Below are 13016 nucleotides of genomic sequence, written 5' to 3'. Positions count from 1 at the left end.
TTCTCTGGTTAGAGGTTTTTCGTAATGAAAATGAAATTTGATCTACTGGGTACTGACGGTCGCGCCCGCCGCGGTCGGTTAACCTTTGAACGTGGCACCGTTGAAACTCCGGCGTTTATGCCAGTGGGCACCTACGGCACCGTAAAAGGCATGACCCCTGAAGAAGTGGAAGCCACCGGCGCTGAAATTTGCTTGGGCAATACCTTCCACCTGTGGCTGCGCCCAGGTAACGAGATCATGCAGAAGCATGGTGATCTGCACGGTTTCATGAATTGGCATAAGCCGATATTGACCGATTCCGGCGGTTTCCAAGTATTCAGCTTGGGCCACATCCGTAAGATCACCGAAGCGGGCGTGCATTTCCGCCACCCAATCAATGGCGACAAAATCTTCTTAGATCCTGAGAAGTCGATGGAGATCCAGTACCACTTAGGATCGGACATCGTCATGATCTTTGACGAATGTACCCCTTACCCTGCAACCGAAGAGGAAGCGGGTAAGTCGATGCGGATGTCTCTGCGTTGGGCGCAGCGTTCTCGTGACGAGTTTGACCGCATGGAAAACCCAAACAACTTGTTTGGCATCATCCAAGGTGGCGTTTACGAACACCTGCGCGACGAATCATTAGAAGGTCTGGTTAACATCGGCTTCGACGGTTACGCCGTGGGTGGTTTGGCGGTGGGTGAGCCCAAAGAAGATATGCACCGTATTTTGGAGCACATCTGTCCGAAGATCCCAGAAGATAAGCCACGTTACCTGATGGGCGTGGGTAAACCAGAAGATCTGGTTGAAGGCGTGCGTCGCGGCATCGACATGTTCGATTGCGTAATGCCAACCCGTAACGCCCGTAACGGTCACCTGTTTACCGCCGAAGGCGTAGTGAAAATTCGCAACGCCAAACACCGCGATGACGTATCACCGCTGGAAGAGGGCTGTGATTGCTACACCTGTAAAAACTACAGCCGTGCATATTTACACCACTTAGATCGCTGCAACGAGATCTTAGGTGCACGTCTCAATACCGTTCACAATTTGCGTTATTATCAGCGAGTTATGGAAGGTTTGCGAGGCGCGATTGAGCAGGGTAACCTAGATGGCTTTGTCGCAGAGTTCTACGCCAAGCTTGGCCGCGAAGTGCCACCAGTAAACGACTAATTAATCCAATAAAAGAGAGAAGTTTCATATGTTTATCGCAAATGCTTACGCTGCTGACGCCGGTGCTCCTATGGGTGGTTTCGAACCATTATTTATGCTGGCCATCTTTGGTCTGGTGTTCTACTTCATGATTTTGCGTCCGCAAAACAAGCGTGTGAAAGAGCATAAGTCTCTGGTTGAGACTCTGTCTAAGGGTGACGAAGTACTGACTACCGGTGGTCTGGTTGGCAAAATCGCCAAAGTGGCTGACGACAGCGATTACGTGGTGTTGTCACTGAACGACAACAACCAAGTAACGCTGAAAAAAGACTTTGTTACTGCGGTACTGCCGAAAGGCTCTATCCAGTCTCTGTAAAACAATAATAACGATCTAGTTTGACTGAAGAAGGGGCAGCGGTGTGTTGAACAAATACCCGATGTGGAAAAACCTGATGGTGGTGTTCGCGCTTGCCATCGGGCTGCTGTATGCCTTGCCAAACGTTTATGGGGAAGATCCGGCGCTGCAGATCTCTGCAGGCCGGAACGCGACAATAACCGCCACTACGGTGGATGATGTTCGCGAAGCCCTTACCAAGGCAGGTATTACAAGCAAAAATGTGGTGATGGAAAACGGCTTAGTTGAAGTGCGCTTCAGCAACGTTGAAGACCAAAGCCGTGGTAAAGATGCGGTAGCATCACAGCTGGGTGACGACTACATCGTTGCGATCAACTTGGCTCCGGCCACGCCAGAGTGGCTGAAATCATTGGGCGGAACCCCAATGAAGTTAGGCTTGGATCTGCGTGGTGGTGTTAACTTCCTGATGGAAGTGGACATGAACGAGGCGATCAATAAGCAGCAAGAGCAAATCGTAACCGATTTCCGTGCTCAGCTGCGTAAAGAACGCCTGCGTTACTCTGCGGTTCGCATTGCTCCTACTGGGGTAGAAGTGCGCTTCCGCAAAGCCGATGTGGCCGAGCAAGCGCTGACCTTCTTACAGCAGAACAACCAAAACTTGGTGTTTAAGTCGCGCGATGAGCTGAGCTTCGTTGCCAGCTTCAGCGAACCTTACCTGAAAGAGGTAAAGGAATACGCGTTGACGCAGAACATCACGATTTTGCGCAACCGTGTGAATGAACTGGGTGTGGCCGAGCCGGTAGTGCAGCGTCAAGGTGCGGATCGCATCACCGTTGAACTGCCAGGGGTGCAAGACACCGCGCGCGCCAAAGAGATCCTTGGGGCAACTGCCACCTTGGAGTTCCGCGCCTTAGCTGAAAACGCCGACATCAATGCTGCCATGCGTGGCATTGTGCCGCCGGATGCCAAGCTTTACACCGGCCGTGATGGTCGCCCGGTGATCTTGCAACAGCGGGTGATTTTAACCGGTGATCACATCACCGGCGCGAAATCCGGTTACAGTGAAACCAGCCAGCCACAGGTAAACATCGACTTGGATGCCGTTGGTGGCAACAAGATGGCTGACTTTACCAAAGACATGATTGGTAAAGGCATGGCGACCGTATTCATTGAATACAAGCCAACCGGTGAACGCGATGCGGATGGCAAGCCAACCTTCAACAAGATTGAAGAGGTCATTAACGTGGCCACCATCCAAGCTCGCTTGGGCCGTAGTTTCCGCATTACCGGCATCGACTCGCCTGCCGAAGCGCAAAACTTGTCATTGCTGCTGCGTGCTGGTGCCTTGATTGCGCCAATCACCATTGTGCAAGAGCGCACCATTGGTCCGTCACTGGGTCAAGAGAACATCGATAACGGTAAAGCGGCATTGATGTACGGTATGCTGGCCGTGGTGCTGTTCATGGCGGTGTATTACCGTAAGTTTGGTATGATTTCCGTGGCTGCGTTGGCGGGTAACATCATCTTGATGGTTGGCATTATGTCGATGATCCCTGGGGCCACGTTAACCATGCCAGGCATTGCCGGTATCGTGTTAACCGTGGGGATGGCAGTGGATGGTAACGTGCTTATCTTTGAGCGAATTCGTGAAGAGATCAAAGCCGGTCGTAGCATTCAGCAGGCAATCAATGAAGGTTACGCTAACGCGTTTTCAACCATTGCCGATGCCAACATCACCACCTTGATCACCGCGTTGATCCTGTTCTCTGTGGGCACCGGGCCGGTGAAGGGCTTTGCGGTAACACTGATGATCGGTATCGCGACATCCATGTTCACCTCCATCGTTGGTACTCGTGCAGTGGTTAACGCCCTGTGGGGTGGCAAGCGCATGAAGAAACTGGATATTTAAGGGGATTACGATGTTTCAACTGTTAAACCTAAAAAACACCGTTGATTTCCTTAAGCACGCGAAGCCAGTGGTTGCACTGTCGATTGTGCTGATCATCGGTTCCATCGCCAGCATGGCAATGCGCGGCATGAACTGGGGCTTGGATTTCACCGGCGGTACCGTGGTGGAGATCGCGTACCAGCAGCCAACGTCACCAGCGGACGTTCGTGGTGCACTTGAGCAGCAAGGGATCAACGGCGCTGTTGTGCAGCAGTTTGGTAGCGCCCGCGACATCTTGGTGCGGGTACCACCGAAATCCGGCGAAGGCAACGCATTAGTTGGTCAGGTTGAATCGGCGGCGAAATCGATGCCGGGCGAAGCTCTGATCAAGCGGGTTGAGTTTGTTGGCCCGCAGGTTGGTGAAGAGCTGACCGAGCAGGGTGGTTTGGCCGTATTGGCTGCGATCATCTGTATTCTTATCTACGTAGCGTTCCGCTTTGAGTGGCGCTTGGCGGTAGGTTCGGTACTGGCGTTGGTGCACGATGTGATCATCACCCTTGGGGTGTTCTCGGTCTTATGGATTGAGTTTGATCTGACCGTACTGGCGGCGGTCTTAGCGGTGGTGGGTTACTCCTTGAACGACACCATCGTAGTGTATGACCGAGTGCGAGAGAACTTCCGCAAGATGCGTAAGGGAACGCCAGAGCACGTGGTAAACACTTCGGTCACTCAAACCATGAGCCGAACCATCATCACCACCGCCACCACGCTGTTTGTTGTAGTGTCGCTGTTTATGTTGGGCGGTTCGATGATCCACGGCTTTGCTACCGCATTGTTGTTGGGGATCGGCGTGGGTACCTACTCCTCCATCTACGTGGCCAGCTTTGCGGCCATTCAGCTGGGCATCACCAAAGAACACATGATGCCGGTGCAGATTGAGAAAGAGGGCGCGGATCAGGATCCTATCCTACCGTAATCGCCAAAATGCCTTGACAAGCCACCCCTTGGGGTGGCTTTTTGTTATCTGGATCATGCGTTTTAGCGTCATACTGCCTGTGCCTTAGCTGCACTGGCAGCAGGGATGCATTGAAGTTAAGGAGAACGCCGCCATGGACAGCTATGTCGAACTGTTCCGAGCCAGTAACTCTATCGAAGCGAACGCTTTCAAAGGCTTACTCGAGCAACAAGCCATTCCGGTGCGACTGCTGGGTGAAGCCCTTGGAGGTGCTGCCGGCGAACTGCCAATGGACACTCAGCAGATCAGAGTGTTGGTGCAACAATGCCATCTGCCAGCAGCCAAAGGGCTACTGCAACAATATCAACAAAACATCGCCCCGTGGCAGTGCAGTTGTGGTGAACAAAATGATGGTCACTTTGAGCTGTGCTGGCGCTGCGGCAGTGAGCCGGTGACCTAATGCGATATTTCCCTCTGTTTCATGATACCGCCGCCATGCGAATTTTGGTGGTGGGCGGCGGCGAAGTGGCCGCCCGTAAAATTGCCCTGTGGGCCCGTAGTGAAGCACAGCTCACGGTGGTGTCGCCGACGGTGGTGGCCAGCATTCGCGCCTTGGATGGCAGCCGTATTGAGTGTTTACCCCAACGTTATGAACCGCAATTGCTTGAAGGGCGTCATGGGGTTATTGCCGCCACCAACAACAGCGAACTGAATCAACAGATCGCCCGCGAAGCCAAAGCCTTAGGCTTATGGGTGAATGTGGTTGATCAGCCGCAACTGTGCAGTGTGATCACCCCCGCCATCGTTGATAGAGCGCCAATTGTGATTGCCATTGGCAGTGAAGGCAGCGCACCGGTGTTGGTGCGTACCCTGCGTGCGGCTTTAGAAACTCGTTTACCGCGCACACTGGGCAAACTTGCGCAGTTTATTGGTGGCGCGCGGCGCAAAGTACAGCAGAGCAATGACGATTCCCGAGGGGTGTGGGAGCGCTTTATTGCGGCAAATGGCTTGGGCTACAGCGAGCAAACCCGAGCCCATCTGGAGACCGCGCAGCAAGGTGTCGCCGGTCAAGGCCAATTGTGGCTGATGCACGATCAGCAAAATCCGGCGTTGTTGCCGATTGCGGCGATGGCCGAGTTACAGCGTTTGGATCGGGTGGTGAGCGCCACTGCGGTGGATCCGATGCTGCTTGAGCTGGTACGGCGTGATGCCAGCCAAGATCAGCTGCAGTTGGCGCAACACGGTGATGTTATCGACTGGTTGGCTCAAGGTGAACGGCTGTTGTTGGTACTGCCTAAGGCGGAATTAGCGCAGTGGCAACAACGATTGCAGCGGAGCAATGTCAGCTGGGCTGATCCCTATTACCCGCTGAGCTAAGGCTCCGAGCTGGGTTACAACAACAAAAACGGCGCTCCGAGGAGCGCCGTTTTTGCGTCAATTTTGCTGCTAACTCAATTGAACATTCACAGAAGCTTACGCCTCGGCATCGGCAGGCAGAGGTTGCTTGCCAATCACCCCAACCACCAGCCAAGCGGCAACCGAAGCGGTAACAACGCCACACGCGGTGGAGATCTCGATGGGTAGCCCAAAGCCCAGCTTCGCGCTGCTAAGGATAAAGGTGGTGATCACCGTGGTCATGAACAGCGCGGGTACGGTGGTGATCCAGTGCAATTTGTCGGCGCGAGCCAAGTAGGCCGTCGCGGTCCATAACATCATCACCGCGGTTAGCTGGTTGGCAAAACCAAAGTAGCGCCAGATGATGCCAAAATCGACTTGGGTCAGGATGGCACCAATGATGAACAGCGGCGCAGCCATCAGCAGGCGGTTAGTGATTTTTACTTGGCTCATGCCGAAGTATTCAGCCAGAATCAGGCGGCTAGAGCGGAAGGCGGTATCGCCAGAGGTGATAGGCAGGATCACCACCCCCAAGAATGCCAGCACCCCACCAAATACACCCAGCAGACCAAACGAGGCATCGTAAACCACTTTGCCTGGGCCACCATTGGCAACGGCTTCAGCAAGGTTGTCGACATTGCCGAAGAACGACAGCGCCAAGCCACACCAGATCAGCGCGATCACGCCTTCACCAATCATGGCGCCGTAGAAAACGAAGCGACCGTTTTGCTCGTTCTCCATGCAGCGCGCCATCAGTGGCGACTGGGTGGCGTGGAAGCCAGAGATCGCCCCACAAGCGATGGTAATGAACAGGGCTGGCCACAATGGCATGTCGTTCGGGTTCATGTTGCTGAGCATGTCAGCAGGGGTGAACTCGCCCATCAACTGGTGTTCAGGAGAGGCGATCAAGGCCACGATTAAGCCCACCGACATAAAGATCAGCAGTGCGCCAAACAGTGGGTAGAAGCGACCGATGATCTTATCCACCGGCACGATGGTCGCAACCACGTAGTAGCTGAAGATGATGCCAACCATGGTTAAGCTGCCCACCGCCAAATCGGTTTGGGTGTTGATCAGGTTGGTTAACATGCCCGCCGGTGCCGACACAAATACCACCCCAACCAACAACAACAGTACGATGGCGAACAGGTTCATAAAGTGCTTGGCTGGCGCCCCTAAGTAGCGGCCAACGATGGTGGGCACCGAAGCGCCGCCATTGCGAACCGACAACATGCCAGAGAAGTAGTCGTGTACGGCACCGGCAAAGATGCAGCCAAAGACGATCCACAACATGGCCGCGGGGCCGTACAACGCCCCCATGATAGGGCCGAAAATTGGGCCAACACCGGCGATGTTTAACAGCTGCACCAAGTACACTTTCTTTTTCGACATCGGCACGTAGTCGACGCCATCGGTGCGAGTGTGGGCAGGAGTTTGGCGGCTTGCCTTAATGCCGAAGACCTTTTCGACAAAGGTGCCATACATGAAGTAGCCGCCGATCAGCAGGGCGATGCAACTAAAAAACCATAACATTTCAGTATTCCTTACAGGAGTTGTTATGGCACATCGTACCGATCTGAATTGTCACGGCTTTAGGATCTGAGTAAGCGGTCGAATTGAAGGCCTGAGCGGTCGCTGGTGAGATTAAGCGGTTAAGGGGGGGAGTTGATGGCGCAGCCAGAACCAATGGGGGCTCTGGCTGTGGGTGATCAATACAGCAGCGGCTACGCCTTTAAGGTGGCGACGCGACCTTTGAGCTTGCCACCGGCAGAGAAGGTAACCACTCGGCGTGCTGCGATCTCGTGGGATTGACCGGTTTTGGGGTTACGCCCAGGGCGTGGGGTTTTATCGCGAAGATGAAACACCCCAAACCCACTGAGTTTGACCTCTTCGCCGCGCTCTAGACTCTCGCGGATCTCTTCAAAGAATACGTCCACTAAAGAGCGGGCTTCAGCGACCTTCATATGACGGTGATTCACCAGTAGGTCGGTCAGATCGGCTTTGGTTAATGACATGCCACTACCTCGTTGCACAAAAACAGGTTCAGTTGCCGTGTTCGGCTCCATGAAAGTGTAGAAGCAGATGGTGGAGGTGCCTAAAAAATCACGCTATTGGAAGCCAAATTTCTGTTTAAGTGGTTTTAGGTAGCGCCGACTTACGGGCACGGTCTTACCGCTGTGGGTAATAATTTCGGCGCAGCCACCATCTTGCAGCACAATCTCAGCAATGGCGCTGGGTTGGATAAGATATTGCCGGTGGCAGCGTAAAAAGGCTCCTTGCTGCTCTAAGACCTTAAGGGTTAAGTGGGTGTGGTAGCTGCCATCGGTGCTGGCCACATGGATCCCACTGAGATCGGAAAACACGTATTCGGTGTCAGCCACATCGACCACTTTTAACCGTTTGCCACTGAAGCAGGGCAGGTGGGTTAACGCTTCGGTGATGGTGGGGACGGCGGCACTGCTGCTGGCGCGGATCCGCGCTAGGGTTTGCGCCAGCCGTTCGTTGCTAACGGGCTTAAGCAGATAGTCGGTGGCGTTATTGGCAAAGGCATCAATGGCGTATTGATCGTAAGCGGTCACAAATACGATGTGGGGTAAGGTGCTGTTATCCAGCATCGACACCATCTCCATGCCGGTGACTTTTGGCATTTGGATATCAATAAACAGCAGATCCGGTTGATGCTGATGGTACTTGCTTAAGCCATCAATGGCATTACTGGCTTCAGCCACCACCTCAATGTCGTCATGGTGTTGTAACAGCAGCGCCAGCTCTTGCCGAGCTAACGGTTCGTCGTCAATCAAAAGCGCGCGGATCATAGGGTACTGCTCACAGGTAAAGAGACAATGATGTTGGTGTACTGTTCCGGTTGGCATTCAACCGTAATGCCGTAGTGCTGGCCATAGACGGCCTTAATGCGTTTATCCACGATGCCCATGCCTAGCCCATCAGAGTGTGATGGCGGTTGGTAAGCACCGGCGTTATCGCGCACAATTAAGCGCAACTGCTCGCCAACTTGTTCAGCCACAATGGTGATCTTACCGGGTTCGAGCAAGGTTGAGGTGCCGTGTTTAACCGCATTTTCCACCAATGGCTGTAGCGTAAAGGTGGGGATTTTTTGTTGCAACAGCGCTTTGGAAATATCCCACTCAACGCACAGCGCCTCGCCAAAGCGGGCTTTTTCAATGGTCAGGTACGAGCGCACATGTTCCAGCTCTTCGGCCACGGTGATCACTTCGGCGCCACGCTTTAAGTTGGCACGCAAGAATGCGGCAAGGTGTTGGGTGAGTGAACGGGCTTTGTCTGGATCGAGGCGGATCACCGCATTTAGGGTGTTGAGCGCATTAAATAAAAAGTGTGGATTGATCTGCGCTTGCAGCAGCTTCAGTTCGCCCTGCACCAGCAAATTATGCTGATCTAAAAATCGACCGTGCAGGATTTGATTGGCCAGTACCCGCGCAATGCCTTCGCCCAAGGTTTGGTTTAGGTGCAAAAAGAAGCGGGACTTCTTCTCGTAGAGTTTGACTGTGCCGATCACTTCATTTTCGCCCCGCAGCGGCACAATTAAACAGGAACCCAGAGGGCACTGGGCACTGATGGAGCAGCTGTAGTGCTGTTCAATGCCATCGGCAAACACCACCTTGTTGCTGCTGATGGCTTGCTTGGTCAGCGCCGAGGCGATGGGGGTATCCACCTTATGGTGATCGGCGCCAGCACCAATAAAGGCCAGCAACTTATCGCAATCGGTGATCGCCACCGCGCTTACGCCGGTTTCTTCAAAGATGATGTTGGCCACCGCGGATGCCGTGGTGGGATTGAAGCCTTGGTTGAGGTGACCTACGGTGCGCTCGGCAATTTTTAACGCCTTGGCGGAATACACCGACGACAGCTTTTCTGCCATGGTGCGTTGATCGCGGATCATGCTCATAAACAGCGCCGCGCCCAGCGAGTTAACCAGTAGCATGGGAATGGCAATGGTTTGCACCAATTGCAGTGCGTCGTCAAAAGGTTTAGCCACCACCAAAATGGTGAGCATCTGTAAAATTTCAGCGCCTAAGGCGATGGCAAACACTCGAAAAGGGTTAAACAGCTGATTTAGTTGTTTGCTGCGCAGTAATTTCAGGTGCATTAACCCCGCAAAGAGCCCTTCCATGGTGGTGGATATGGCACAGGCAGTGTCGGTAAAACCCCCCAAGCTGTAGCGATGCAGGCCGCCGGTTAAGCCCACCAAGAAACCAATCACTGGGCCACCAAGCAAGCCCGATAATACCGCCCCCATCGCCCGAGTATTGGCGATGGCATCGTGGGTTTGTTCGCCAAAATAAGTGCCCATGATGCACAGCATCGAGAAGGTGATGTACAGCACGAATTTGTGCGGCAAGCCTACGGCCAGATCCACCATTGGCCGTAAAACTGGGGTTTTGGTTAACAGATAAGCCATCACCAGATAGAGGCTCATCTGTTGGGTTAAGCCAATGGTCAGTTGAATGGTTTCTGCCAGCATTGGGCCTCGCGCTTATTGGAGAAAGGGAACTGTGGCCTGATTCACAGATCAGTGACGGTACAGGTTTGTGTGGTGATTTAAGGTGCTATTGTGATGCAACTTTAACTATTTTCGATGGAGTTTCCATGTCTAGCGTTCACGCCCACGAACTACTTAACCTGATCGGCGAGCAAGCACAGCCACAAAACTTGGCGCAGTTGACCGAACTGGCCAACAACGCTTTTGGCGCTGAGGTTCGTTTTCACACTTGTCGTTTAGAAGATCAGAACATCGAACAGATCCTGACCTTCTTCGTTAAAATGCAAAAAGTGGTTGCCGACGGCGAAGGTTACGTTTTAAACCGCGGCAACATGTGCGGTCACTAATCTGATTGCGACTGACCGTTCTCGGGGTAGGGCCATTTAATTTGGCCATAACGGATCACTTGAACGGTCAGGGCCAGAACCAACGCTGCGCCCGCCACGGTGAGGATGCGCCAGTCATCCATCGCCTTCATATCTAAAATCAGATACCGTGCCAACGCCACAATGGCGATGTAGACCGGCATGCGTATTGGCAGTTTCCCTATCTCGGCGTAATTTGCCACCATCGCTAACACTTCCAAGTAGATAAACAGCAACAACAGATCCGCCAATTCCACGTGGCCACGATGCCAAACGGTTTTTACCTCTTCGCCAATGGCGAATAAAGTGGCCACGGCGATCAACATCAAGATGCCGATCTCTGCGTATTTGATAAACTTTAAGCCATAGCCGCGATATAACGTTCGCATTCCAATCTTCCTGTTTTGACAAGAGTCTGATGCGGCCAGAGTGTAATGATGCCATTGAGTGGCCACCAACATTACTGGCAACGAGATGTGAGCTATAGCACAAAGTTTTCTAACTCAGTGAGTTATCAAGCAAATTTGCTGGTGACTTGTTGATTGGCAAGGGTTAACTAGGAGGGCAGATGAATCGCTTTCACGATCCCGATGGTGAACGGCGCCAGCGCTGGTTGCATCCACGGCACTTGCCCTATGTTTGGGTCTTGATGATCAGCGTGCTGTTGATGCCGGCGGTGGTATTGGCGGTGTTGCTTCTGTTCGCGCTGCTTCGCCTTGGCCGTTGGGGCGGGCACGATAAAACCTGACTGCTCAGTAGAGAGGCAAGTCAGGTTGGCATTGCAGGCCCAATAAAAACGCTCAAATGTTGGCCAGAAGCAAGGCAGACGTTTGAGCGCAAAGTGGCAGTGCAAAAGGCCGGTTAGTTAGCGAATATCACCAGTGGCCCAGACAGGCTCGCCAGTTCGGTGATCTTTACCTGAGTTTTCACCGCTTCGGGGCTGTAGCGTGCGATCCGGCTTGATACCCGTTGATCGGGATTATAGCGAGCGGCAAAGGTGGCTACCGCCTCATCGTTACACAACAGCTGTTTACCGATAATCCGGTAATTCAGCCGGTTGTTATGCAGCTTCTGCGAAAAGCTGCGCATGCTTTTGGTGGCAGCATCAATGCACACCTGCGTTTCCATGCGATCATCGGCAGCCACAAATTGACGATTGTCCCCATAGGCGGCTGCGCTGCAACCCAACACCATAACTCCAGTTAACAATAGCGCTTTCATAGGATGTTCCTCCATTGAATAAAGCATCCTAATTGTTGGCGTTATCGCTTCGTTTGTTGTGGGGGAATGTAACCGAGTGTAACCGCACAGTGGCACGTTATTTGGCAGGAAATAAGATTCTGAGGCGGGACAAATGCTTGGAATTTTCATTCATATATTTTACATATATTTGCTTACATCTGCCGAATTCGAACCAACAAAAAGGGCCGCTTACACGGTAAGCGGCCCTTTGGCGTTCTGTCTGAGTCGAGCTCAGCGATCCATCTTGCTTAGCGTTGTAACGCTTCGCTTAGGTTAGGACGCATTTTGTTTACCAGACCAGCAGTTACCTTCGGGCAACCGGCAACGATGTTGCCGGAAGTGCCGTGGTTGTGACCACCAGCGAAGTCAGTAACGATACCGCCCGCTTCGCGAACCAGCAGTTCACCTGCCGCGAAATCCCATGGCTTCAGGCCGATCTCGAAGAAACCGTCCAAACGACCACATGCAACGTAAGCCAGATCCAGTGCCGCAGAACCAGCACGACGCATGTCGGCAACATCGGCAAACAGATCAGCAAAGATGGTCATGTAGGTGTCAGCGTGCTGACGGGCCTTGAATGGGAAACCGGTACCCAGCAGGGTGCCTTTGATGTCACGATGAGAAGCAACACGAATGCGCTGGCTGTTCAGCTGTGCGCCTTGGCCGCGACAAGCGCTGAACAGTTCGTTGTTGATTGGATCGTATACTACGCCCACTTCAACGCGACCTTTTACTTGCAAGGCAACGGAAACAGAGAAGTGTGGAATGCGCTTCAGGAAGTTGGTGGTGCCATCCAGAGGGTCAATGATCCACTGAAAGTCGTTGTCAGTGCCAACGTCAGTACCAGATTCTTCACCAATGATGGTGTGTTCTGGGTACGCTTTACGGATCGCAGCGATGATGGCGCGCTCGGCGTCACGGTCTACGTTAGTTACAAAATCGTTTAAGCCTTTTTGCTCAGCTTCAACTTTGTCAAAATCTTCATAGGCACGTGTGATCACGTTACCTGCATTACGCGCAGCGCGAATGGCGATGTTCAGCATCGGATGCATATCGATACCCCAAGGATGTAAAAGAACGCGGCCGGGGGGCTCCCCGGATAAGGCGCGCAAGTCTACCAAAATATTGCCGCTTGGCAAGGGCAGCAACCCCAAATTCAGCAA

At 53.0% G+C, this 13016-nt stretch carries 15 protein-coding genes; 8 read left to right on the top strand and 7 right to left on the bottom strand.

All coding sequences use genetic code 11. The features are described 5' to 3' along the window. Nucleotides 1-30: 30 nt before the first annotated feature. The 6 genes from tgt to Q0796_RS02180 all read left to right on the top strand — a co-directional run bounded on the left by tgt (nt 31) and on the right by Q0796_RS02180 (nt 5709). Complete coding sequence (gene tgt / locus Q0796_RS02205; RefSeq protein ID WP_298439970.1) at nt 31-1155, top strand: tRNA guanosine(34) transglycosylase Tgt; 1125 nt, start codon at nt 31-33, stop codon at nt 1153-1155. Nucleotides 1156-1183: 28 nt separating this feature from the next. Next, entirely contained in the window at nt 1184-1510 is a 327-nt protein-coding gene (yajC, locus tag Q0796_RS02200; RefSeq protein WP_298439840.1) for a preprotein translocase subunit YajC, read from the top strand. A 43-nt stretch (nt 1511-1553) separates the two neighbouring features. Beyond that, on the top strand, nt 1554-3398 hold the full coding sequence (gene secD / locus Q0796_RS02195) for a protein translocase subunit SecD (protein ID WP_298439838.1): 1845 nt from the start codon (nt 1554-1556) through the stop codon (nt 3396-3398). Nucleotides 3399-3408: 10 nt separating this feature from the next. Next, nucleotides 3409-4353 carry a protein translocase subunit SecF gene (gene secF, locus Q0796_RS02190; RefSeq protein WP_298439836.1) on the top strand — a complete coding sequence of 315 codons (945 nt, stop codon included), beginning with the start codon at nt 3409-3411 and terminating at the stop codon, nt 4351-4353. A 133-nt stretch (nt 4354-4486) separates the two neighbouring features. Beyond that, the gene (locus tag Q0796_RS02185; RefSeq protein ID WP_298439835.1) at nt 4487-4792 is read left to right on the top strand and encodes a DUF2007 domain-containing protein; all 306 of its coding nucleotides are present in this window, start codon (nt 4487-4489) and stop codon (nt 4790-4792) included. Then, on the top strand, nt 4792-5709 hold the full coding sequence (locus tag Q0796_RS02180; protein ID WP_298439833.1) for a bifunctional precorrin-2 dehydrogenase/sirohydrochlorin ferrochelatase: 918 nt from the start codon (nt 4792-4794) through the stop codon (nt 5707-5709). Before Q0796_RS02185 ends, Q0796_RS02180 begins: the two co-directional genes overlap by 1 nt. A 96-nt stretch (nt 5710-5805) precedes the next feature. Here Q0796_RS02180 and Q0796_RS02175 read toward each other — a convergent pair whose 3' ends face one another. The 4 genes from Q0796_RS02175 to Q0796_RS02160 form a co-directional block, all read right to left on the bottom strand. After that, on the bottom strand, nt 5806-7260 hold the full coding sequence (locus Q0796_RS02175; RefSeq protein WP_298439831.1) for a carbon starvation protein A: 1455 nt from the start codon (nt 7258-7260) through the stop codon (nt 5806-5808). Between the two features lie 191 nt (nt 7261-7451). Continuing rightward, nucleotides 7452-7793 carry an integration host factor subunit alpha gene (locus tag Q0796_RS02170; protein WP_298439829.1) on the bottom strand — a complete coding sequence of 114 codons (342 nt, stop codon included), beginning with the start codon at nt 7791-7793 and terminating at the stop codon, nt 7452-7454. A 42-nt stretch (nt 7794-7835) separates the two neighbouring features. After that, nucleotides 7836-8543, bottom strand: coding sequence for a two-component system response regulator BtsR (gene btsR / locus Q0796_RS02165; RefSeq protein WP_298439827.1), 708 nt, complete (start codon nt 8541-8543; stop codon nt 7836-7838). Then, nucleotides 8540-10213 carry a sensor histidine kinase gene (locus tag Q0796_RS02160; RefSeq protein WP_298439968.1) on the bottom strand — a complete coding sequence of 558 codons (1674 nt, stop codon included), beginning with the start codon at nt 10211-10213 and terminating at the stop codon, nt 8540-8542. The genes btsR and Q0796_RS02160 overlap by 4 nt, the downstream gene beginning before the upstream one ends. A gap of 140 nt (nt 10214-10353) precedes the next feature. Between Q0796_RS02160 and Q0796_RS02155 the strand changes: the two genes are divergently transcribed. After that, nucleotides 10354-10593: a YecH family metal-binding protein gene (locus Q0796_RS02155; RefSeq protein WP_298439825.1), complete on the top strand. Its 240-nt coding sequence runs from the start codon at nt 10354-10356 to the stop codon at nt 10591-10593. On the opposite strand, the gene Q0796_RS02150 is transcribed toward Q0796_RS02155, so the two are convergent. After that, a complete protein-coding gene (locus tag Q0796_RS02150; RefSeq protein WP_298439823.1) occupies nt 10590-11000 on the bottom strand; it encodes a phosphate-starvation-inducible PsiE family protein in 411 nt (136 codons plus the stop codon). The genes Q0796_RS02155 and Q0796_RS02150 overlap by 4 nt on opposite strands. A 179-nt stretch (nt 11001-11179) precedes the next feature. Here Q0796_RS02150 and Q0796_RS02145 point away from each other — a divergent pair, with 179 nt between their 5' ends. After that, nucleotides 11180-11359 carry a hypothetical protein gene (locus Q0796_RS02145; RefSeq protein WP_298439821.1) on the top strand — a complete coding sequence of 60 codons (180 nt, stop codon included), beginning with the start codon at nt 11180-11182 and terminating at the stop codon, nt 11357-11359. Between the two features lie 113 nt (nt 11360-11472). Here Q0796_RS02145 and Q0796_RS02140 read toward each other — a convergent pair whose 3' ends face one another. Further along, nucleotides 11473-11832 (bottom strand): DUF3718 domain-containing protein, encoded by a 360-nt coding sequence (locus tag Q0796_RS02140; protein WP_298439819.1) that lies wholly within the window; start codon nt 11830-11832, stop codon nt 11473-11475. Nucleotides 11833-12101: 269 nt separating this feature from the next. Beyond that, entirely contained in the window at nt 12102-12905 is an 804-nt protein-coding gene (gene suhB / locus Q0796_RS02135) for an inositol-1-monophosphatase (RefSeq protein WP_298439817.1), read from the bottom strand. Nucleotides 12906-13016: the final 111 nt, after the last annotated feature.

The organism is uncultured Ferrimonas sp., assembly GCF_947489035.1.
In the GTDB taxonomy this organism is placed as follows: Bacteria; Pseudomonadota; Gammaproteobacteria; order Enterobacterales; family Shewanellaceae; genus Ferrimonas.
This window is presented reverse-complemented; position numbering and strand designations above follow the sequence as displayed.

Coding starts and splice junctions, on each gene's coding strand:
- tgt (WP_298439970.1), top strand. CDS start 31: ATGAAATTTGATCTACTGGGTACTGACGGTCGCGCCCGCCGCGGTCGG.
- yajC (WP_298439840.1), top strand. CDS start 1,184: ATGTTTATCGCAAATGCTTACGCTGCTGACGCCGGTGCTCCTATGGGT.
- secF (WP_298439836.1), top strand. CDS start 3,409: ATGTTTCAACTGTTAAACCTAAAAAACACCGTTGATTTCCTTAAGCAC.
- Q0796_RS02185 (WP_298439835.1), top strand. CDS start 4,487: ATGGACAGCTATGTCGAACTGTTCCGAGCCAGTAACTCTATCGAAGCG.
- Q0796_RS02180 (WP_298439833.1), top strand. CDS start 4,792: ATGCGATATTTCCCTCTGTTTCATGATACCGCCGCCATGCGAATTTTG.
- Q0796_RS02175 (WP_298439831.1), bottom strand. CDS start 7,260: ATGTTATGGTTTTTTAGTTGCATCGCCCTGCTGATCGGCGGCTACTTC.
- Q0796_RS02170 (WP_298439829.1), bottom strand. CDS start 7,793: ATGGAGCCGAACACGGCAACTGAACCTGTTTTTGTGCAACGAGGTAGT.
- btsR (WP_298439827.1), bottom strand. CDS start 8,543: ATGATCCGCGCGCTTTTGATTGACGACGAACCGTTAGCTCGGCAAGAG.
- Q0796_RS02155 (WP_298439825.1), top strand. CDS start 10,354: ATGTCTAGCGTTCACGCCCACGAACTACTTAACCTGATCGGCGAGCAA.
- Q0796_RS02150 (WP_298439823.1), bottom strand. CDS start 11,000: ATGCGAACGTTATATCGCGGCTATGGCTTAAAGTTTATCAAATACGCA.
- Q0796_RS02145 (WP_298439821.1), top strand. CDS start 11,180: ATGAATCGCTTTCACGATCCCGATGGTGAACGGCGCCAGCGCTGGTTG.
- Q0796_RS02140 (WP_298439819.1), bottom strand. CDS start 11,832: ATGAAAGCGCTATTGTTAACTGGAGTTATGGTGTTGGGTTGCAGCGCA.
- suhB (WP_298439817.1), bottom strand. CDS start 12,905: ATGCATCCGATGCTGAACATCGCCATTCGCGCTGCGCGTAATGCAGGT.